At 70.5% G+C, this 19,448-nt stretch carries 18 protein-coding genes; all 18 read right to left on the reverse strand.

Going from position 1 to position 19,448, the window contains the following annotated elements:
- Positions 1–14: 14 nt before the first annotated feature.
- The gene (locus ABZZ17_RS14170; RefSeq protein ID WP_356875569.1) at positions 15–830 is read right to left on the reverse strand and encodes a F0F1 ATP synthase subunit delta; all 816 of its coding nucleotides are present in this window, start codon (positions 828–830) and stop codon (positions 15–17) included.
- Positions 827–1,372 carry a F0F1 ATP synthase subunit B gene (locus ABZZ17_RS14175; RefSeq protein WP_356875571.1) on the reverse strand — a complete coding sequence of 182 codons (546 nt, stop codon included), beginning with the start codon at positions 1,370–1,372 and terminating at the stop codon, positions 827–829. The genes ABZZ17_RS14170 and ABZZ17_RS14175 overlap by 4 nt, the downstream gene beginning before the upstream one ends.
- Before the next feature lie 40 nt (positions 1,373–1,412).
- Positions 1,413–1,661 (reverse strand): ATP synthase subunit C, encoded by a 249-nt coding sequence (locus ABZZ17_RS14180; protein WP_030008695.1) that lies wholly within the window; start codon positions 1,659–1,661, stop codon positions 1,413–1,415.
- 74 nt (positions 1,662–1,735) lie between these two features.
- The gene (gene atpB, locus ABZZ17_RS14185; protein ID WP_356875738.1) at positions 1,736–2,572 is read right to left on the reverse strand and encodes a F0F1 ATP synthase subunit A; all 837 of its coding nucleotides are present in this window, start codon (positions 2,570–2,572) and stop codon (positions 1,736–1,738) included.
- A 210-nt stretch (positions 2,573–2,782) separates the two neighbouring features.
- Entirely contained in the window at positions 2,783–3,229 is a 447-nt protein-coding gene (locus ABZZ17_RS14190) for a hypothetical protein (RefSeq protein ID WP_356875573.1), read from the reverse strand.
- Between the two features lie 275 nt (positions 3,230–3,504).
- Entirely contained in the window at positions 3,505–4,851 is a 1,347-nt protein-coding gene (locus ABZZ17_RS14195; RefSeq protein ID WP_356875740.1) for an MraY family glycosyltransferase, read from the reverse strand.
- Between the two features lie 101 nt (positions 4,852–4,952).
- Complete coding sequence (gene glyA, locus ABZZ17_RS14200) at positions 4,953–6,185, reverse strand: serine hydroxymethyltransferase (protein ID WP_356875575.1); 1,233 nt, start codon at positions 6,183–6,185, stop codon at positions 4,953–4,955.
- A 174-nt stretch (positions 6,186–6,359) separates the two neighbouring features.
- Entirely contained in the window at positions 6,360–6,998 is a 639-nt protein-coding gene (locus ABZZ17_RS14205; protein ID WP_356875742.1) for a protein-tyrosine-phosphatase, read from the reverse strand.
- Between the two features lie 17 nt (positions 6,999–7,015).
- Positions 7,016–7,663 carry an L-threonylcarbamoyladenylate synthase gene (locus ABZZ17_RS14210; protein ID WP_356875577.1) on the reverse strand — a complete coding sequence of 216 codons (648 nt, stop codon included), beginning with the start codon at positions 7,661–7,663 and terminating at the stop codon, positions 7,016–7,018.
- Positions 7,664–7,715: 52 nt separating this feature from the next.
- Complete coding sequence (prmC, locus tag ABZZ17_RS14215; RefSeq protein WP_356875579.1) at positions 7,716–8,561, reverse strand: peptide chain release factor N(5)-glutamine methyltransferase; 846 nt, start codon at positions 8,559–8,561, stop codon at positions 7,716–7,718.
- Positions 8,562–8,615: 54 nt separating this feature from the next.
- Positions 8,616–9,695, reverse strand: coding sequence for a peptide chain release factor 1 (prfA, locus tag ABZZ17_RS14220; RefSeq protein ID WP_356875581.1), 1,080 nt, complete (start codon positions 9,693–9,695; stop codon positions 8,616–8,618).
- Positions 9,696–9,813: 118 nt separating this feature from the next.
- On the reverse strand, positions 9,814–10,032 hold the full coding sequence (gene rpmE / locus ABZZ17_RS14225; RefSeq protein ID WP_007266580.1) for a 50S ribosomal protein L31: 219 nt from the start codon (positions 10,030–10,032) through the stop codon (positions 9,814–9,816).
- A gap of 205 nt (positions 10,033–10,237) precedes the next feature.
- Positions 10,238–11,338, reverse strand: coding sequence for an LCP family protein (locus ABZZ17_RS14230; RefSeq protein ID WP_356875583.1), 1,101 nt, complete (start codon positions 11,336–11,338; stop codon positions 10,238–10,240).
- A 365-nt stretch (positions 11,339–11,703) separates the two neighbouring features.
- Positions 11,704–13,848: a transcription termination factor Rho gene (rho, locus tag ABZZ17_RS14235; RefSeq protein WP_356875585.1), complete on the reverse strand. Its 2,145-nt coding sequence runs from the start codon at positions 13,846–13,848 to the stop codon at positions 11,704–11,706.
- Between the two features lie 428 nt (positions 13,849–14,276).
- On the reverse strand, positions 14,277–15,215 hold the full coding sequence (gene thrB, locus ABZZ17_RS14240; protein WP_356875587.1) for a homoserine kinase: 939 nt from the start codon (positions 15,213–15,215) through the stop codon (positions 14,277–14,279).
- Positions 15,216–15,522: 307 nt separating this feature from the next.
- Positions 15,523–16,593 (reverse strand): threonine synthase, encoded by a 1,071-nt coding sequence (thrC, locus tag ABZZ17_RS14245; protein WP_356875589.1) that lies wholly within the window; start codon positions 16,591–16,593, stop codon positions 15,523–15,525.
- A gap of 6 nt (positions 16,594–16,599) precedes the next feature.
- Positions 16,600–17,889 carry a homoserine dehydrogenase gene (locus tag ABZZ17_RS14250; RefSeq protein ID WP_356875744.1) on the reverse strand — a complete coding sequence of 430 codons (1,290 nt, stop codon included), beginning with the start codon at positions 17,887–17,889 and terminating at the stop codon, positions 16,600–16,602.
- Between the two features lie 160 nt (positions 17,890–18,049).
- A complete protein-coding gene (lysA, locus tag ABZZ17_RS14255; RefSeq protein ID WP_356875591.1) occupies positions 18,050–19,441 on the reverse strand; it encodes a diaminopimelate decarboxylase in 1,392 nt (463 codons plus the stop codon).
- Positions 19,442–19,448: the final 7 nt, after the last annotated feature.

The raw sequence follows: 19,448 nt of genomic DNA on the forward strand, positions 1-19,448 counted from the left end.
CTATTGGTGGCTGGTCAGCCGGCCATGCGGCGGGACGCCTCTGCGAGGCGGTCCGCGATGGTGCCGTCGATGACCTCGTCGCCGACCCGCACCGTGATCCCGCCGAGGACCGAGGGGTCCACGTCGAGGTTCAGGTGCATCTGGCGGCCGTACAGCTTGGCCAGCACCGCGCCGAGACGCTGCTTCTGCACGTCGCTGAGCGGAACCGCGCTGGTCACGGTGGCGACCATGCGGCTGCGGCGCTCGGCGGCGAGCGTGGAAAGGGACTCGAGTCCCGCTTCCAGGCTACGTCCACGCGGGTGCGTGACAAGACGGACGACCAGCCGCTCGGTGACGGCGTTCGCCTTGCCGCCGAGCAGGCTGCGCAGCAGCTCGCTCTTGGCGGCGGCGGTGGCCGCACGATCGGTCAGTGCGGCGCGCAGCTCGGTGTTCGAGGCGACGATCCGGCCGAACCGGAAGACCTCGTCCTCGACGTTGTCGAGCGCGCCGGCCTGCTGGGCCGCCGTGAGGTCGGCGGTGGCCGCCAGAGCCTCCAGGGCGTCCACCAGGTCACGGGACTGCGACCAGCGCGACCGTGCCATGCCGGACACCAGGTCGAGGGTTTCCCCGCCCACCTGGCCGGACAGCAGACGGCCGACCAGCTCGGCCTTGGCCTCGCCGGACTGCGCCGGGTCCGTGATGACCCGACGCAGCGAGACCTCACGGTCGAGCAGCGCGGTGACGGCTGCCAGCTCACCGGCGAGCTTCGTCGCGTCGACGGACGTGTTGTCCGTCAGCGCGTCGAGACGCTCGCGTGCGGAGGCCAGCGCCTCGCGGCTCGCTCCGTTCATCGGGCGGCCTCGGCCTTCTCCTCGAGCTCGCTGAGGAAGCGGTCGATGGTGCGGCTCTGCCGGGCGTGGTCCTCGAGGGACTCGCCGACGAGCTTTCCGGCCAGGTCGGTGGCGAGCTTGCCCACGTCCTGGCGCAGCGCCTGAGAGGCGGCCTTGCGGTCCGCGGCGATCTGGGCGTGACCGGCAGCGATGATCTCCTCACGCTGCCGCTGGCCCTCTGCGCGCAGTTCTTCCTTGAGCGCAGTGCCCTGCTCCAGCGCGTCCTGGCGCAGGCGCGCGGCCTCGTGCCGGGCCTCGGCGAGCTGGGCCTTGTACTGCTCCAGCACGCTCTGGGCCTCGGTCTGGGCTGCTTCAGCCTTCTCGATGCCACCCTCGATGGCCTCGCGACGCTCGTCCAGAACCTTGTTGATGTTCGGGAGGAGCTTCTTCGCGAGGAAACCGAAGACGATGACAAAGGCGATCAGGCCGATGACGAGCTCGGGGATCGGCGGGATGAGGGGGTTTTCCGCCTCAGTGGCCGCGAGCTGAACCAGAGGGTTCACATCAGTGCCTTCCGTCTAAAGGGTCTGTTCGCTACCGGGATCAGGAGGTCGGGTAGACGAACGGCATGACCAGACCGATGAGGGCGAGCGCCTCACAGAAGGCGAAGCCGAGGATCTGGTTGGCGCGGATCAGGCCGGCGGCCTCGGGCTGGCGGGCCAGGGCCTGGGTGCCGTTACCGAAGATGATGCCGACGCCGACGCCGGGGCCGATGGCCGCGAGGCCGTAACCGATGGAGCCGAGGTTGCCCTTGATTTCGACGCCAGCAGCGAGGGTCTGGAGAGCGGACATGCCGGTTCTTCCTTCTCTTTCATGGACCGGTGGGGGTTGGCCACCGGACGACTGGTGGTTTGGGGGTGGGGCGGTCAGTGGTGCTCGGCGACGGCGCCCTGGAGGAAGCTGCAGGCCAGCAGCACGAAGACGTAGGCCTGGACAGCCTGGATGAAGAGCTCGAACGCGGTCATCACGATGACCATCACGAAGGACACGCCGGCGTAGGCGATGCCGATGCCGTTCAGCAGGTACCAGCTGGCGATCGTGAAGAGGAGAAGCAGCGTGTGACCGGCGAACATGTTCGCGAAGAGACGGACCGCGTGCGTGAAGGGGCGGACGATCACGTTCGAGAAGAACTCGATCAGCATGACCAGCGGCAGGATCCCGCCGAGCGACTTGTCGTAGCCCGTGAGGTTCTTCAGACCGCCGACGAACCCGTGGCGCTTGAAGGTGACCGACATCCACATGACGTAGATGACCAGGGCCAGGGCCGCCGGGTACGCGATGACGGAGGTCACCGGGAACTGGGCGAGCGGGATGATCGACCAGAGGTTCAGGATCCAGACGAAGAAGAACGTCGCGACCATGAAGGGGACGTACTTCTCGCCTTCCTTCTTGCCCATCGTCTCGTAGACGATGCCGCGGCGCACGAAGTCGTAGCCGGCTTCGGCGACCATCTGGAGCTTCCCCGGAACCAGCTTCGGCTTGGCGAAGGCAGCCCAGAAGAATCCGACGATGATGACGGTTCCGAGCAGGGCCAGGAGCATCGTCTTGTTGAAGTAGACGGCTCCGTCCATGTCGCCGAAGATCGGCTCGAACAGGAACGAGTGCAGGCCAGGAGCCGGGAAACCACAGCCGTCGAAGATGTGGCAATCGGTCTCGAAGGCGAGCACCTGCGTCGGGTCAGCACTCACCGCGGGCTCCTTCAGCGTGGCGCATAGGTACGGCAACCTCGTTGTGTCGGCGCGGCGCACAGCCGCGGTTCGGCACGGGACTGGTCTTACGGATGTGGGGGCGGCTTGTAGGCAGTGAGCCTCGCGATTGAGCAGGCGTCAGCTCAGATGCCCGCGCCCGCGATGCCGCAGTTGGCACCGGACGATAGCAGCTTCTCGAACGCGCACTTATTCCGCCCCTACCGTTCACGAAGAGGACCCCGTGTTTTCGGGCTTCTCACCCTTGTCACGCTTCGCGGACTCGGGTTCGACGTAAAGGATCTTGGCCTTCATGTGCGCGCGCGTCTGCGCAGCGATCCAAGCAAGGGTCGCCGCGACGATGGTGATCGCGAATGCCCTGGGATTGAACAGCGTCGTGTTCTTGAACACGGCGACGAAGACGAAGAGCAGCAGGATCTGGGTCGTGTAGAGCGCCAGACCCATCATCTGGAACAGATGCGGCAGTGATCGGGCCGTCCGCTGCAGGATGACGAATCCGATACCCATGAACAGGATCACGACGACCGTGGCCGCGACCGCCCCGATGGCCCCCTTACCGCCCGCGACCACGCCGCTGACGACTGCGGCCACGAGGCCGACGGCAGCAGTGGGTACGACGGTTTGCAGAAGGGATCGGGCGTCATCGGACAGCATGGCGCATGGCTCCGCGTGATGGTGGGGGTAACGGGACTCGTACGGGACGAGCGTAAGCCCGGCCCGAGTGAGAGCCTCGGGCCAATGGACCGTCGCACTACGGTCCTTCGGCTCTGTCGCCGGGTTTAGTGAACGGTATCACAAACTATTTGATGAGAGCTTTACCTGTCCGGTGTGCTGACTGTCACACATGAGAGTGACCATGCGCGTGTGTGCAGGACAGGCGGGTGGCTTGTCTGCTAAAGGGCTTCCATGTCGGACATGCTCCAGCGCCGTCAGCGCGCGGATCCGGCCTTACGCCGGTCGGGAAGGCGCGAACGGGGGCCTACGGCGGTCGCCCCGTTGACGCCGGACACACCCACCGCAACGGGCCGCGGAGCCTCCGGCTCCGCGCCCTCGTCCTCGCGCACGGCCGCCTCCGCCGCCGCCTCCGCGGCCCGCGCCGCGTGCCGGTAGCGCGGCGGGACCAGCCCCTCCGCCCAGCGCGGGGCCCGCGGGGTGAACCGCGGCAGGAGGAGCAGTACGAGGCCCAGGGCGCTCAGCGCCGAGATGGCGAGCACGATCCACATCGAGGTGGAGTGCACCGAGTAGGCCACCGCGCCGAAGGCGATCAGGCCCGACCAGAAGTACATGATCAGTACGGCGCGGCTGTGGGAATGCCCGAGTTCCAGCAGCCGGTGGTGCAGGTGCCCGCGGTCGGCCGCGAAGGGGGACTGGCCGTTCCAGGTGCGCCGCACGATGGCCAGGACCAGGTCCGCCATCGGGATCGCGATGATCGTGAGCGGCAGCACCAGCGGCATGAACACCGGGAGCATCGCGTGCGTCGCGTTGCGCTCGCCGCCCGCGAAGAGGGCCATCGCGTCCGGGTCCACCTGGCCCGTCATCGAGATGGCCGCGGCGGCCAGCACCAGGCCGATCAGCATCGAGCCGGAGTCCCCCATGAAGATCCGGGCGGGATGCATGTTGTGCGGCAGGAAACCGATGCACATGCCCATCAGGATCGCCGCGAACAGCGTCGCCGGGGCGGCCGCCTCGATGCCGTAGCCGAACCAGATGCGGTACCCGTAGAGGAAGAACGCGGTGGCGGCGATGCAGACCATGCCCGCGGCCAGTCCGTCGAGGCCGTCCACGAAGTTCACCGCGTTGATGGTGATCACGACGAGGGCGACGGTCAGCAGGTTGCCCTGCCACTGGGTGAGCGCGACCGTGCCGATGCCCGGAACGGGGATCCACAGGATCGTCAGACCCTGGATGACCATCACGCCCGCGGCGATCATCTGCGCGCCCAGCTTGATCAGGGCGTCGATCTCGAACTTGTCGTCCAGGACGCCGACCAGCCAGATCAGCGCGGCCCCGGAGAGCAGCGCCCGCGGTTCGTTCGACAGCTCGAAGACCCCGTTGAGGTTCCGCAGGTGGTCGGCGACCAGCAGGCCCGCGCACAGACCGCCGAACATGGCGATCCCGCCCAGGCGGGGCGTGGGCTCGCGGTGCACGTCACGGGCGCGGATCTCCGGCATGGCCCCGGCCGCGATCGCGAACTTCCGCACGGGCCCGGTCAGCAGGTAGGTCACCGCGACCGTGACGCAAAGCGTCAGCAGATATTCACGCACGGGCTGCCCCAGATGTATCGCCGGCCATCTCAGCCCCACACATTAGCCTCGATGTCACCGATGAAGAGGACGCGCGCATACCCCTTGGCGGTTGCGGTACACCCTGCTTGCCCCTATTGCACCCCGTACGGGGGAAATCCCCCGGTCAGGTCGGCGACCTCCGTACGGGTCCCCGCGGCCTCCCCGCGCAGCGCGGCCGCGAACAGGTCCGCGATCCGGGTCATCTCGGACTCCCCCATGCCCTGCGTGGTCACCGCCGCGGTGCCGAGGCGGATGCCGCGCTGGTCCCCGTACGGCAGGGCGCAGGTGTCCAGCACGATCCCGGCGGCGGCGAGGCGGCCGCGCGCCGTCGGTCCGTCGATGCCGAGCGATGCCGGGTCGGCGCTGATCAGGTGGGTGTCCGTACCGCCGGTCGTCACCGCGAAACCGCGGTCCTCCAGGGCCCGGGCGAGGGTCCGCGCGTTGGCGACGACCCGGTGCGCGTAGCCGGCGAAGGCGGGCCCCGCCGCCTCCCCGAACGCCACCGCCTTGGCGGCGATGGTGTGCATCTGGGCGCCGCCCTGGGTGAAGGGGAACACCGCCCGGTCGACGCGCTCGGCGAACTCAGCGCCGCACAGGATCATCCCGCCCCGGGGCCCGCGGAGCACCTTGTGCGTGGTCGCGCAGACGAGGTCGGCGTACGGGACGGGGCTCGGCGCCGCCCCGCCGGCGACCAGCCCGATCGGATGCGCGGCGTCCGCGATGAGGAAGGCCCCCACCTCGTCGGCGATCTCGCGGAAGGCCGAGTACTCGGGGTGACGGGGGTAGCAGATCGAGCCGCAGACGATGGCCTTGGGCCGGTGGGTGCGGGCGAGCTCCTGCACCTGCTCGTAGTCGATGAGCCCGGTCTCCGCGTCCACCCCGTACCCGACGAAGTCGAACCAGCGCCCGGAGAAGTTCGCGGGCGAGCCGTGGGTGAGGTGGCCGCCGTACGGCAGGCCCATCGCGAGGACCGTGTCGCCGGGCCGCAGCAGCGCGGCGTAGGCGGCCAGGACGGCGGAGGACCCGGAGTGGGGCTGCACGTTCGCGTGCTCGACCCCGAACAGCGCCTTGGCCCGGTCCACCGCGACCCGTTCCGCCAGATCGGCGTACTCGCAGCCGCCGTGGTGCCGGGCGCCCGGGTAGCCCTCGGCGTACTTGTTGGCGAGCGCGGAGCCGAGGGCGGCGAGCACGGCGGTGGAGGTGAAGTTCTCGGCGGCGCTCAGCTGGAGCGTCACGGCCTGGCGCCGGGCCTCCCCCGCCAGTACGTCGGCCATCTGCGGGTCCTGCTGCCTGAGCAGGTCCGTCGGCTGCGTGATGACGCTCATGGCACGACTCCAGGGGGTACCGGGGTACAAGCCACTGTAGGCCCGCCCCGCCCGACGCGCCCCTCGCGCACGCGGCGCGGAGCCGTGACACCCGTCAGGGCCGTGACCACCGGGTCCGGCGCCGGGTCGAACCCCGGCCCCGATGCGCCCCGCGCACCACTCGGCCGGGCGCGCTCAGCGCGAAGCGGTGACGCCCGTCAGGGCCGTGACCACCGGGTCCAGCGCCTGGTTGATCTCGTCGCCGATCGAGCGGAAGAAGGTGATCGGCGCACCGTACGGGTCGTAGACCTCGTCCGCGTCGGGGGACGGCGCCAGCAGCCAGCCGCGCAGCGCGGCGGCCGCCCGTACCAGGGCCCGGGCCCGCTCCGCCATGCCGTCGTCGAGCGGCGGCAGGGTGGCCGGGTCTATCGCCCGCACCAGCCGGGTGAACTCCTTCAGCGTGAAGGTCCGCAGTCCCGCCGAGTGGCCCATCGAGATGACCTGCGCCCGGTGGTCGCGGGTGGCGGTCAGCACCAGGTCGGCGCGTATGACGTGCTCGTCCAGCAGCTCGCGCCCGGTGAAACCGGACGCGTCGGCCCCGAAGTCCGCGAGGACCGCCGCGGCGTTCGCCTCCATCGGCGCGCCCTCGTGGCCCCACGTGCCGGCGCTCTCCACGATCAGGTCCCCCGCCGGGATGCCGCCCAGCCGGTGCGACAGGGCGTGCCGCGTCAGCCGCTCGGTGATCGGCGAGCGGCACACGTTGCCCGTGCTGACGTGGAGTATGCGGAAGGATCCTCCCCCGGCCGCCGCCGGAGAAAGATGGCCCCTGGCTATGCCACGCCCCTCAGGGCTCACGGGGCCACCTCGAGGTCGGGTACGACCTCCCGCAGCTGCTCGGCGGTCAGCGCCCCCTCGCGCAGCAGGACGGGTACCTTCCCGGTGACGTCGACGATCGACGACGGCAGCGTGCTCGGCGTCGGACCGCCGTCCAGGTACACGGACACCGAGTCGCCGAGCATCTCGCGGGCCGCGTCGCAGTCCTCCGGCGCCGGGTGCCCGGACAGGTTCGCCGAGGACACCGCCATCGGGCCGACCTCGGTCAGCAGCTCGATCGCGACGGGGTGCAGGGGCATGCGCACGGCGACGGTGCCGCGGGTCTCGCCGAGGTCCCACGCCAGCGACGGCTGGTGCTTGGCGACGAGGGTCAGGCCGCCCGGCCAGAACGCGTCGACGAGCTCCCACGCCTGCTCGGAGAAGTCGGTGACCAGACCGTGCAGGGTGTTCGGGGACCCGATGAGGACGGGAGTGGGCATGTTGCGGCCCCGGCCCTTGGCGGCGAGCAGGTCGCCGACGGCCTCGGCACTGAAGGCGTCCGCGCCGATCCCGTACAGGGTGTCGGTGGGCAGCACGACGAGCTCGCCGCGGCGCACGGCGGATGCGGCTTCGCGCAGGCCCGTCTTGCGGTCCGTCGCGTCGTTGCAGTCGTATCGCCGGGCCATCAGCGGGCCTCCTCGTGCAGCGGGGTGGTGTCGGGGGCGGGGGTCGCGCGGGTCACGGCAGGGCCTTGCGGGCGGTCGCGAAGCGCGGACGGTTGTTGAGGTCGGGGTGGTCGGCGGAGTCGGCCCATCCGCGCTCGTCGGCGAAGATCCACGGCACCTGGCCGCCCTGGGTGTCGGCGTGCTCGATCACGACGATGCCGCCCGGGCGCAGCAGCCGGTGGGCGGTGCGCTCGATGCCGCGGATGGTGTCGAGGCCGTCCTCCCCGGAGAAGAGCGCCATCTCGGGATCGTGGTCCCTGGCCTCGGGGGCGACGTACTCCCACTCGGTGAGCGGGATGTACGGCGGGTTGGAGATGACCAGGTCGACCTGTCCGTCCAGCTCGGGCAGCGCGCTGAGCGCGTCGCCCTGGTGGACGGTGACGCGGGAGCCCTCGGCGTTCTTGCGGGTCCACCGCAGCGCTTCCTCGGACAGCTCCACCGCGTGCACGCGCGAGCGCGGCACCTCCTGGGCCATGGCCAGCGCGATCGCGCCGGAGCCGGTGCACAGGTCCACGATCAGCGGCTCGACGACGTCCATCGCCCGGACGGCCTGTATGGCCCAGTCCACGACCGACTCGGTCTCGGGCCGGGGCACGAACACCCCGGGTCCGACCTGGAGCTCCAGGTAGCGGAAGAAGGCGCGGCCGGTGATGTGCTGGAGCGGCTCGCGCGCCTCGCGGCGGGCGACGGCCTCCCAGTAGCGGGCGTCGAAGTCCGCGTCCTTGACGTGGTGCAGTTCCCCCCGCTTGACGCCGTGCACGAAGGCCGCGAGCTCCTCCGCGTCGAAGCGCGGTGAGGGCACGCCGGCGGCGGCCAGCCGCTGGGTAGCCTGGGCCACCTCGGCAAGCAGCAAGTTCACGCTGTTCCTCCGGGCTGCTGTCGTACGGGGGGTGGTGCGGGGATCAGGCAGGAATCAGTGTGCGGCGGCGAGCTTGGCCGCGGAATCCGTGTCGACGCAGGCCTGGATGACCGCGTCGAGGTCGCCGTCGAGCACCTGGTCCAAGTTGTACGCCTTGAAACCGGTCCGGTGGTCCGAGATCCGGTTTTCCGGGTAGTTGTACGTACGGATCTTCTCGGAACGGTCCACGCTGCGCACCTGGCTGCGGCGCACGTCGGAGGCCTCCTGCTCGGCGGCTTCCTGCGCGGCGGCCAGCAGGCGCGACCGCAGGATGCGCATGGCCTGCTCCTTGTTCTGGAGCTGGCTCTTCTCGTTCTGGCAGGAGGCGACCACGCCGGTCGGCAGGTGGGTGATGCGCACCGCGGAGTCGGTGGTGTTGACGGACTGGCCGCCGGGGCCCGAGGAGCGGTACACGTCGATGCGCAGGTCGTTCATGTTGATCTCGACCTCGACCTCCTCGGCCTCCGGGGTGACGAGCACGCCGGCGGCGGAGGTGTGGATGCGGCCCTGGGACTCGGTGGCCGGAACGCGCTGGACGCGGTGCACGCCGCCCTCGTACTTCAGGCGGGCCCACACGCCCTGGCCGGGCTCGGTGGCGCCGTTGCCGCCCTTGGTGCGGACGGAGACCTGGACGTCCTTGTAGCCGCCGAGCTCGGACTCGGTGGCGTCGATGATCTCGGTCTTCCAGCCCACGCGCTCGGCGTAGCGCAGGTACATGCGCAGCAGGTCGCCGGCGAAGAGGGCGGACTCGTCGCCGCCGGCTCCGGCCTTGACCTCCAGGAGCACGTCCTTGTCGTCGCTGGGGTCGCGCGGAACGAGCAGCAGGCGGAGCTTCTCGGTGAGCTCTTCGCGCTGTGCGGTCAGTTCCTTGACCTCGGCGTGGAAGTCGGGGTCGTCGGCCGCGAACTCCTTGGCCGTCTCGATGTCCTCGGCCGACTGCTTCCAGGCACGGAAGGTCGCGACGATCGGGGTCAGCTCCGCGTAGCGCTTGTTCAGCTTGCGCGCGTTGGCCTGATCGGAGTGGACCGAAGGGTCGGCGAGCTTCTTCTCAAGATCGGCATGCTCGCCGATCAGTTCCTCGACCGCCTCGAACATCGGGTGCTCCTGTGGTGAAAGTCAAAAAAGGGCTGGGTGGGCGACACGACGACAAAGGCGCCGGTCCGGCCGCCCCCGCGTGGTCAGGGGGCGGCCGGTGACCGGCGCCTGGGTCGCGCTACTTCTTGGCCGCACCCTTGCCGAAGCGGGCCTCGAAGCGGGCCACGCGGCCACCGGTGTCGAGGATCTTCTGCTTGCCCGTGTAGAACGGGTGGCACTCGGAGCAGACCTCGGCACGGATGGTGCCCTCGGTCAGGGTGCTACGGGTGGTGAACGACGCGCCACAGGTGCAGCTGACCTGGGTCTCGACGTACTCGGGGTGAACATCGCGCTTCAAGGTGTCTCCTAGATTCGGGAGGGCGCCGGGTCGCAGGAGCCGAATTGCGCACTGCGTGAACCGGGGCCGACAGACCAGTCTGCCAGGACCGGGCCGCCTGTCAAAATTCTGAGGACGCTCCCCTCAACGGCGGGGGGCCGGGGTCTATTCCTCCCGGCCGGGGCCGCGCGCTCCCCCGCCCGGCCGCCGCCCGCTCCCCGTCCCGCTACTGCACGATCCCGGCGGCGGGGCTCTTGTCCCCGACGGACGTCGCCGTGGCCTCGGCGGGTACCGGCTGGTCGGCCAGCAGGGCGTCCCAGACCATCTTGGACTCCTTCGTCAGGGGCACGACGCGGTTCTCGTCCCGCGGGTCCGTGACCACCGGCAGGGTGATCATGTGCATGTCCTGGGAGTCGATGCCCTGGAGTCCCTGGGCGAAGCCCATGAGGGACTTCACGTCGCCGAGCGCCTTGTCGGTGGTGATCGCCTTGGTGGCGGAGTCGGCGAGGTCGAGGAGCCGCTTGGGGTTGTCGAAGATCCCGATGCCCTTGACCTGCTTGATCAGTGCCTTGATGAAGGCCTGCTGGAGCTGTATTCGGCCCAGGTCGGTGCCGTCGCCGACGCTCTTGCGGGTACGGACGAGGCCGAGGGCCTGTTCCCCGTTGAGCTTGTTCGTGCCCGCCGCGAGGTCGAGGTGGCTGTCGGCGTCCTTGATGGGCTTGGTCGTCGTCACCTCGACACCGCCGAGGTTGTCGATGATCTTCTTGAAACCGGTGAAGTCGACCTCGATGTAGTGGTCCATGCGGATCCCCGACATCTTCTCGACGGTCTTGACCGCGCAGGCGGCCCCGCCGATGGTGAACGCCTCGTTGAACTGGGCGCGCTGCCTGCCCGGGTCGGTCTTCCCCTTGCCGGTGGCGCAGGCGGGACGCGGGCCCATCGTGTCGCGCGGTATCGATATGACGCTGGCCTTCTGGTGGCCCTCGTAGAGGTGGACGATCATCGCGGTGTCCGAGCGGGCCGAGCCGCCGTCGTCCCGGCCGTACTCGCCGTTGGCGCCGCCGCGGGAGTCGGAGCCGAGGACGAGGATGTCCATGGAGCCGTTGTCCACGTTGGCCGGGCGGTCCTTGCCGAGGGCCTGGTCGATGTCGACGGTCTTCAGGTTGCCGTTGAGCTTGAAGTAGAAGTACCCGAGGCCCGTGCCGCCGAGCAGGACCACGCCGGCGGCGGTCCACGCGGCCACGGTGAGGCCCTTGCGGCGCTGCGGCGGCTTACGTCGGCGCCGGCTCGCGGCCCGGCGGCCGCCGGCCCTGCTGTCCTCGCTCATGCTCTCCTCAGTCCTGGCTCAGGCCCGCCCGTACGGAACGTCTGCCCGCTGTCCTCTCACTCAGACGGCGGAGCGGCTCCCAGGGTTCCACGGCCCGTACGGGGCCTTTCCCCCGCCTCTCCCCGCCGGAGCTCCGGAGCCTTCCCGGGGGCCTCTCGCGGCCCCTCGGGCGGGCGGGCCGCGGCGCCGCCCTTACCTGGGGTTTCCCGGGGATGCGGGCACACCGCCGGGTGCGCCCGGCCGGGGGCACGCATGTGGTGAAGGTCGCACGGGGTGACGTACGGGACGCCGTACGAACGCGGGACCGCCCCCGCCGCGGCTGCGGTGGGGGCGGTCCCGGTGGTGCGGTGCCGAGGCGGCGGCGGTCAGTCGTCGTTCTTGCCCGCCGGCGTGGTCTTGGCGATCTGCATCAGGAACTCGGCGTTCGACTTCGTCTGCTTCATCTTGTCGAGCAGCAGCTCGATCGCCTGCTGCGAGTCGAGCGCGTGCAGCACCCGGCGCAGCTTCCAGACGATGGCGAGCTCCTCCGCGTTGAGGAGGATCTCCTCCTTGCGGGTGCCCGACGGGTCGACGTCGACGGCCGGGAAGATGCGCTTGTCGGCGAGCTTGCGGTCGAGCTTGAGCTCCATGTTGCCGGTGCCCTTGAACTCCTCGAAGATCACCTCGTCCATGCGCGAGCCGGTGTCGACCAGCGCGGTGGCCAGGATGGTCAGCGAGCCGCCGTCCTCGATGTTGCGCGCGGCACCGAAGAAGCGCTTCGGCGGGTACAGCGCGGTCGAGTCGACACCACCGGACAGGATGCGGCCGGAGGCGGGGGCGGCGAGGTTGTACGCGCGGCCCAGACGGGTGATGGAGTCCAGCAGGACGACCACGTCGTGACCCAGCTCGACGAGGCGCTTGGCGCGCTCGATGGCCAGCTCGGCGACGGTGGTGTGGTCCTCGGCCGGGCGGTCGAAGGTCGAGGAGATGACCTCGCCCTTGACCGACCGCTGCATGTCGGTGACCTCTTCCGGACGCTCGTCGACCAGGACGACCATCAGGTGGCACTCGGGGTTGTTGGTGGTGATCGCGTTGGCGATCGCCTGCATGATCATGGTCTTGCCGGTCTTCGGCGGGGCCACGATCAGGCCTCGCTGACCCTTGCCGATCGGCGACACGAGGTCGATGATGCGGGTGGTCAGCACGCCCGGGTCGGTCTCCAGACGGAGCCGGTCCTGCGGGTACAGCGGGGTCAGCTTCTGGAACTCCGGGCGGCCGCGGCCGGATTCGGGCGCCATGCCGTTGACCGAGTCCAGGCGCACGAGGGCGTTGAACTTCTCGCGGCGCTCGCCGTCCTTGGGCTGGCGCACGGCACCGGTGGTGTGGTCACCCTTGCGCAGACCGGCCTTGCGGACCTGGGCGAGGGAGACGTACACGTCGTTGGGGCCGGGCAGGTAGCCCGAGGTCCGGATGAACGCGTAGTTGTCGAGGATGTCGAGGATGCCCGCGACGGGGATCAGCACGTCGTCGTCGGCGACCTGCGGCTCGTTCGGCGCGAACTCGTCGCGGCCGCGACGGCCACGGCGGTCGCGGTAGCGTCCGCGACGGCCGCGACGGCCGTCCTCACCGTCGAAGTCGTCCTGGGGGCCGTTGTCCTGACGGTCCTGACGGCCCTGCTGGCCCTGGCCGCGGCCGCCCTGCTGCTGACGGTCGGCGCGGTCCTGACGGCCGCCGCCCTGACCACCCTGGCCCTGGCTCTGACCCTGACCCTGGTTCTGACCCTGGCCCTGGCCCTGCTCGTCGGCCTTGGCGCCGCGCTCGCGACGGCCCTGCTGACGGTCACCGCGCTCGGCACGGTCACCGCGGTCGCCGCGCTCGGCACGGTCACCGCGGTCGGCACGGTCGCGGCGGTCACGGCGGGTACGGCCCTCCGTGGCCTCCGGGGACTGGCCCTGGGCGGCGACGGTGGTGGCCTCGGCCGGGGCGGCCTCGGTCTTCTGTTCGACCTGCACGGCGGCGGGGGCCGCGGACTCCGGGCTGCCGGAGGGGGCGGTGGCGCGACGGCGGCGGCGCTCGCCGGCCGGTGCGTCCTCTCCCCGCTCGGCTTCGCCGGCGCGGGAGGGGCCTCCTGCGGGCTGGCCCGGGATGTCGATCTGCGCCTGTACGGCGGGCTTGTCGGCGGGCTTGTCGGCCGCCTTCTCGGCGGGCGCCTGTGCGGCGGCCTCGCCCGTGCGGGCCTTGCTGGTGGCGCGGCGCTTCGGCTTGGCCTCGGCGGCGTCGGCGGCGGGGGCCGCGGCCTTGGGGGCGCTGCCGCCGCCCTGGGCCTCCTTGATGACCTCGATCAGCTGGCTCTTGCGCATCCGCGCGGTGCCCCTGATTCCGAGGCCCGACGCGACCTGCTGGAGCTCGGCCAGGACCATGCCCTCGAGGCCGGTGCCGGAGCGGCGACGCTTGGGCGCGGCGCCCGCGGCGGGGGCACTGGTGTCGACGTTGGTGTCGGCAGCGCCCATCAGATCGGTGGTGTCGCTCACGAAGGGTCCTTCCCTGGAGCGGACGTCGGCCTGTCTGGCTCGGCGACCGGTTGTGCTGTCCGACAACGGACCACGACTTGATGGGTCATGGACCGCGGCCGGGGCGGTGGTCCGCCGATAGAGATACGGCGGAGAGAAACGTGCGTGGGTGGTTCCGGCGAGAAGCCCCCGAGCTGGAAGCGTGGGAATGTCACGCCGATTCCGGAGCGTGCTCGAAACTGCTGGCAGCGATCAAAGCAGTCGGGGAGGCTCCCGGAAGAAAGGTGGTCCCGGATGGGGACACTGAGCACCGAGCCATGGCGGCTTCGGATGCGCACTTGAGACTAACACTACCGGATCCAACAGATATTCCCCCTCTCAATCACCGGCAATCGGCCCTTCCGGCAGCGGGCGGCCTGCCCTGGCCGCCCGCCCGGTGGGCCGTGTCGCTAGGACACGGACTGGCCGCCCTGGGTGCCCAGCGGAAGGACGCTCGCGCCCGCGGAGTCGAGTGCGAGCCGGTTGGCCGCCCACCCCTCGCCGGCGAGCCGCGCGACCTTGTCGGCCGCGTCGTTGTCGACCAGCGCGAGGACCGTGGGGCCCGCGCCGGAGATGACCGCGGGGATGCCGTCCGCCCGCAGCCGGTTCACGAGTGCCACGCTCTCCGGCATCGCCGGGGAGCGGTACTCCTGGTGCAGCCGGTCCTCGGTGGCGGGCAGCAGGAACTCGGGACGCCTGGTCAGGGCCTCCACGAGCAGGCCGGCCCGGCCCGCGTTCACGGCCGCGTCCACGTGCGGGACGGTGCGCGGCAGGAGTCCTCGCGCGGTCTCGGTCAGGACCGGCTTGGACGGGACGAAGACCACCGGAACGATGGAATCCGCAGGGTCCATACGGATCGCCCTGGCGCTGCCGCCGTCCATCCAGGCGAGGGTGAAACCGCCGAGGAGACAGGCGGCGACGTTGTCGGGGTGCCCCTCGATCTCCGTGGCGAGCTCCAGCAGCGCGGCGTCGTCGAGCTTCGCCTCGCCGCCTATGGTCACGGCGCGGGCCGCGACGATGCCGGCGCAGATCGCGGCGGAGGAGGAACCGAGGCCGCGGCCGTGCGGGATGCGGTTCGCGCAGACGACCTCCAGGCCGCGCGGCTGGCCGCCCAGCAGGTCGAAGGCGGTGCGCATGGAGCGTACGAGGAGGTGGCTCTCGTCCCGCGGGAGGGTGTCGGCGCCCTCACCCGCGATGTCGATGTTCAGGCCGGAGTCGGCGACGCGGACGACCACGTCGTCGTAGAGCCCCAGGGCCAGGCCGAGGGCATCGAAGCCGGGGCCGAGGTTGGCACTGCTGGCGGGGACGCGCACTCGTACGGCGGCGGCGCGGAACGCTGGACCTGCCATCGGTCGATGACACTCCTTGTGACTGTGCGAGATCTGGTGACGGTGCGGGATCTTCGCTGCGAATGTACTGGAGAACCTACGACACCCGAAGGCCCTCGGGGCAGCACCGCGGTCATATGCGCGGTGGCGGATGTAAGTACAGCGTATCGAAGGAAGGTTCTCTCGCGACATAGGGCGCACAGGAGGCGCACGATGCGTGTCGCGTTCTTCCGCTGAATTCCGTTGACTTTTGGTGCCGTACGGGCCGAGTTGCCGGATTCCGGAGGCTTCCGGAATCCGGCAACTCGGGGTCGAGCCGGAGCTCGGGTCAGATCAGGCCGAGACGGCCGGCCGCGGCCTCGGCGTCCACCGGAATGGTGACCGGCTGCGGAGCGCCGGCGACCGCCCAGTCGGGGTCCTTCAGGCCGTTGCCGGTGACGGTGCACACGATCTTCTGGCCCGGGTCGACGAGACCGGCCTCGGCGGCCTTCAGCAGGCCGGCCACGGACGCGGCCGAGGCGGGCTCGACGAAGACGCCCTCCTGCGCGGCCAACAGCCGGTAGGCGGCCAGGATCTGGCGGTCCGTCACCTCGTCGATGAAGCCACCCGACTCGTCCCGCGCGGCGAGCGCGTAGTCCCAGGAGGCCGGGTTGCCGATCCGGATCGCGGTGGCGATGGTGTGCGGCTCCTTGACGATCTCGCCGCGCACGATGGGCGCGGAACCCGAGGCCTGGAAACCCCACACGCGGGGCGTACGGGAGGCCAGGCCGTCGGCCCTGTACTCCTTGAAGCCCTTCCAGTACGCGGTGATGTTGCCGGCGTTGCCGACGGGCAGCACGTGGATGTCGGGGGCGTCGCCGAGCGCGTCCACGATCTCGAACGCGGCCGTCTTCTGGCCCTCGATGCGCACCGGGTTGACGGAATTGACCAGCGCCACCGGGTAGTTGTCGGACAGCGCGCGGGCCAGGTCCAGGCAGTCGTCGAAGTTGCCGTCGACCTGCAGGATCTTGGCGCCGTGCACGAGGGCCTGGCCCATCTTGCCCAGCGCGATCTTGCCGCGGGGAACGAGCACCGCGCAGACCATCCCGGCGCGCACCGCGTAGGCGGCGGCCGAGGCGGAGGTGTTGCCCGTGGAGGCGCAGATGACGGCCTTGGCGCCGTCCTCCTTGGCCTTGGTGATCGCCATCGTCATGCCGCGGTCCTTGAAGGACCCCGTGGGGTTCGCGCCCTCTACCTTGAGGTGGACCTCACAGCCGGTGCGCTCGGAGAGCACCTGGGCGGGGACGAGCGGGGTCCCCCCCTCGCGGAGCGTGACCACGGGGGTCGTGGCCGTCACCGGCAGACGGTCCCGGTACTCCTCGATGATGCCGCGCCACTGGTGGGTGCGATTGCTGCTCATGGGTCCTTACTCCCCTTCAACGCGCATGATGCTGGCGACACCGCGGACGGTGTCCAGCTTCCGCAGAGCCTCGACGGTCCCGGAAAGGGCGGCGTCGGGCGCACGGTGAGTGACGACGACGAGGGAGGCCTCGCCGTCCTTGCCCTGCTGGCGGACCGTGTCGATCGACACGCCGTGCTCCGCGAAGGTCGTCGCCACCTGGGCGAGGACGCCCGGCTTGTCCGCCACATCGAGGCTGATGTGGTAGCGGGTGACGACGTCGCCCATGGTGCTGACCGGCAGCTGGGTATAAGCGGACTCGCCGGGCCCCGTTGCCTCGGCGAGCTTGTTGCGGCAGACCGCGACGAGGTCGCCGAGGACCGCGGACGCGGTCGGCGAACCACCCGCGCCGGGGCCGTAGAACATGAGCCGGCCGGCGGCCTCCGCCTCCACGAAGACGGCGTTGTACGCCTCGCGGACGGAGGACAGCGGATGGGTCAGCGGGATCATCGCCGGGTGCACGCGGGCCGTCACGGACTGGCCGTCGGCGGCGCGCTCCAGGATGGCGAGGAGCTTGATGGTGCAGCCCATGCGCTTGGCGGAGGCGAAGTCCGCGGCGCTGACCTCGGTCATTCCCTCGCGGTACACGTCGTCGAGGCGCACCCGGGTGTGGAAGGCGATGCCGGCCAGGATCGCGGCCTTGGCGGCGGCGTCGTAGCCCTCGACGTCGGCGGTCGGGTCGGCCTCGGCGTACCCGAGGGCGGTGGCCTCGTCCAGGGCCTCCTGGTAGCCGGCGCCGGTCGAGTCCATCTTGTCGAGGATGAAGTTCGTCGTGCCGTTGACGATGCCCATCACCCGGTTGATCTTGTCGCCGGCGAGCGATTCGCGCATCGGGCGGACCAGCGGGATGGCGCCGGCGACGGCCGCCTCGTAGTAGAGGTCCAGTCCGTGCGCCTCGGCGGCGGCGTGCAGCGCGGCGCCGTCCTGGGCGAGCAGCGCCTTGTTCGCGGACACGACGGACGCGCCGTTCTCGAAGGCGGTGGTGATCAGGGTGCGGGCCGGCTCGATCCCGCCGATGACCTCGATGACCACGTCGATGTCGCCCCGTTTGAGGAGGGCGGTCGCATCGGTGGTGACGAGCGCGGGGTCGATGCCCTCACGGACCTTGGAGGGGCGGCGCACGGCGACACCGGCGAGCTCGACCGGCGCACCGATCCTGGCTGTGAGGTCGTCGGCGTGCGTCGTCATGATGCGCGCCACCTCTGAGCCGACCACTCCACAGCCCAGCAGCGCCACCTTCAGCGGACGCGTACGCATCATTCGACCTACGCCTTTCGATCTTTCTTCGCTCCCCGGCGCGCGGTTTGCGCGTCAGGTGTGAACCAGTCTCACTCAATGGACATCAGTTTCCATCCTCGGTCCATTGAGTGAGACACCCATTTTCAGGGTTTGCGGGCCTCTCCCGGAAACATGCGGATCATCCGAGGTCGAGCCGCAGGAGATCGTCCTCCGTCTCGCGCCGGACGATCACCCGCGCCTGTCCGTCGCGCACGGCGACGACGGGCGGGCGGAGCGCGTGGTTGTAGTTGCTGGCCATGGACCGGCAGTAGGCGCCGGTGGCCGGCACCGCGAGGAGGTCGCCGGGCGCCAGGTCGGCCGGCAGGAACGCGTCCTTGACCACGATGTCACCGCTCTCGCAGTGCTTGCCGACGACACGGACGAGCATGGGCTCGGCGTCGGAGACGCGGGAGACGAGGTTGACGGAGTACTCGGCGTCGTAGAGCGCGGTGCGGATGTTGTCGGACATGCCGCCGTCGACGCTGACGTACGTCCGCAGTCCTTCGAGCGGCTTGATCGTGCCGACCTCGTACAGGGTGAAGGCGGTCGGGCCGACGATGGCGCGGCCCGGCTCGACGGAGATCCGCGGTGCCCGCAGTCCGGCGCTCTCGCATTCGCGGGCGACGATCTCGGTGAGGGCCTTGGCGATCTCGTGGGGCTCGCGCGGGTCGTCGGAGGAGGTGTAGGCGATGCCGAGGCCGCCGCCGAGGTCGATCTCGGGGAGCTCGACGCCGTGCTCGTCGCGTACGGCGGCCAGGAGCCGGATCACCCGCTTGGCGGACACCTCGAAGCCGGCCATGTCGAAGATCTGCGAGCCGATGTGGGAGTGCACGCCGAGCAGGTCGAGGCTGTCGTGACCGAGGGCACGGCGGACCGCCTCGGCGGCGCTGCCGTCGGCGACGGCGATGCCGAACTTCTGGTCCTCGTGGGCGGTCGCGATGAACTCGTGGGTGTGCGCCTCGACGCCGACCGTGACGCGGATCTGCACGGGCTGGCGTACGCCCAGGTCGCGGGCGACGTGCGCGACGCGGGCGATCTCCTGGAAGGAGTCGAGGACGATGCGCCCGACGCCCGCCTCGACGGCCCGCCGGATCTCGGCCTCGGACTTGTTGTTGCCGTGGTAGGCGATCCGGTCGGCGGGCATGCCGCCGGCCAGCGCCGTGGACAGCTCGCCGCCCGAGCAGACGTCGAGGTTCAGCCCTTCTTCCTTCAGCCACTTCACGACGGCCTTGGACAGGAACGCCTTGCCCGCGTAGAAGACGTCCGCGTCCTTGCCGAAGGCGTGCGCCCAGGCCCGGCAGCGCTCGCGGAAGTCCTCCTCGTCGAGGAAGTAGGCGGGGGTGCCGAACTCCTCGGCGAGACGGGTCACTTCGATGCCGCCGACGCACGCGACGCCCTCGTCGTTCCGCGTGACGGTGCGGGCCCAGACCTTCTCGTCCAGCACGTTCAGGTCGGCGGGCGGCGGCGAGTAGTGGCCCTCGGGCAGGACGTCGGCGTGGCGGGGCCCGGCGGGGTGCGCGGAACGGCTCATCGGAATC

This window comes from Streptomyces sp. NPDC006512 (assembly GCF_040611935.1).
In the GTDB taxonomy this organism is placed as follows: Bacteria; Actinomycetota; Actinomycetes; order Streptomycetales; family Streptomycetaceae; genus Streptomyces.

What these genes read in the sequence shown, in the direction of transcription:
- ABZZ17_RS14230 (WP_356875583.1), bottom strand. Translation starts at nt 11,338, where the DNA reads ATGAGCGAGGACAGCAGGGCCGGCGGCCGCCGGGCCGCGAGCCGGCGC.
- ABZZ17_RS14180 (WP_030008695.1), bottom strand. Translation starts at nt 1,661, where the DNA reads ATGTCCGCTCTCCAGACCCTCGCTGCTGGCGTCGAAATCAAGGGCAAC.
- prfA (WP_356875581.1), bottom strand. Translation starts at nt 9,695, where the DNA reads ATGTTCGAGGCGGTCGAGGAACTGATCGGCGAGCATGCCGATCTTGAG.
- thrC (WP_356875589.1), bottom strand. Translation starts at nt 16,593, where the DNA reads ATGAGCAGCAATCGCACCCACCAGTGGCGCGGCATCATCGAGGAGTAC.
- ABZZ17_RS14250 (WP_356875744.1), bottom strand. Translation starts at nt 17,889, where the DNA reads ATGCGTACGCGTCCGCTGAAGGTGGCGCTGCTGGGCTGTGGAGTGGTC.
- thrB (WP_356875587.1), bottom strand. Translation starts at nt 15,215, where the DNA reads ATGGCAGGTCCAGCGTTCCGCGCCGCCGCCGTACGAGTGCGCGTCCCC.
- lysA (WP_356875591.1), bottom strand. Translation starts at nt 19,441, where the DNA reads ATGAGCCGTTCCGCGCACCCCGCCGGGCCCCGCCACGCCGACGTCCTG.
- ABZZ17_RS14210 (WP_356875577.1), bottom strand. Translation starts at nt 7,663, where the DNA reads ATGGCCCGGCGATACGACTGCAACGACGCGACGGACCGCAAGACGGGC.
- glyA (WP_356875575.1), bottom strand. Translation starts at nt 6,185, where the DNA reads ATGAGCGTCATCACGCAGCCGACGGACCTGCTCAGGCAGCAGGACCCG.
- ABZZ17_RS14190 (WP_356875573.1), bottom strand. Translation starts at nt 3,229, where the DNA reads ATGCTGTCCGATGACGCCCGATCCCTTCTGCAAACCGTCGTACCCACT.
- ABZZ17_RS14170 (WP_356875569.1), bottom strand. Translation starts at nt 830, where the DNA reads ATGAACGGAGCGAGCCGCGAGGCGCTGGCCTCCGCACGCGAGCGTCTC.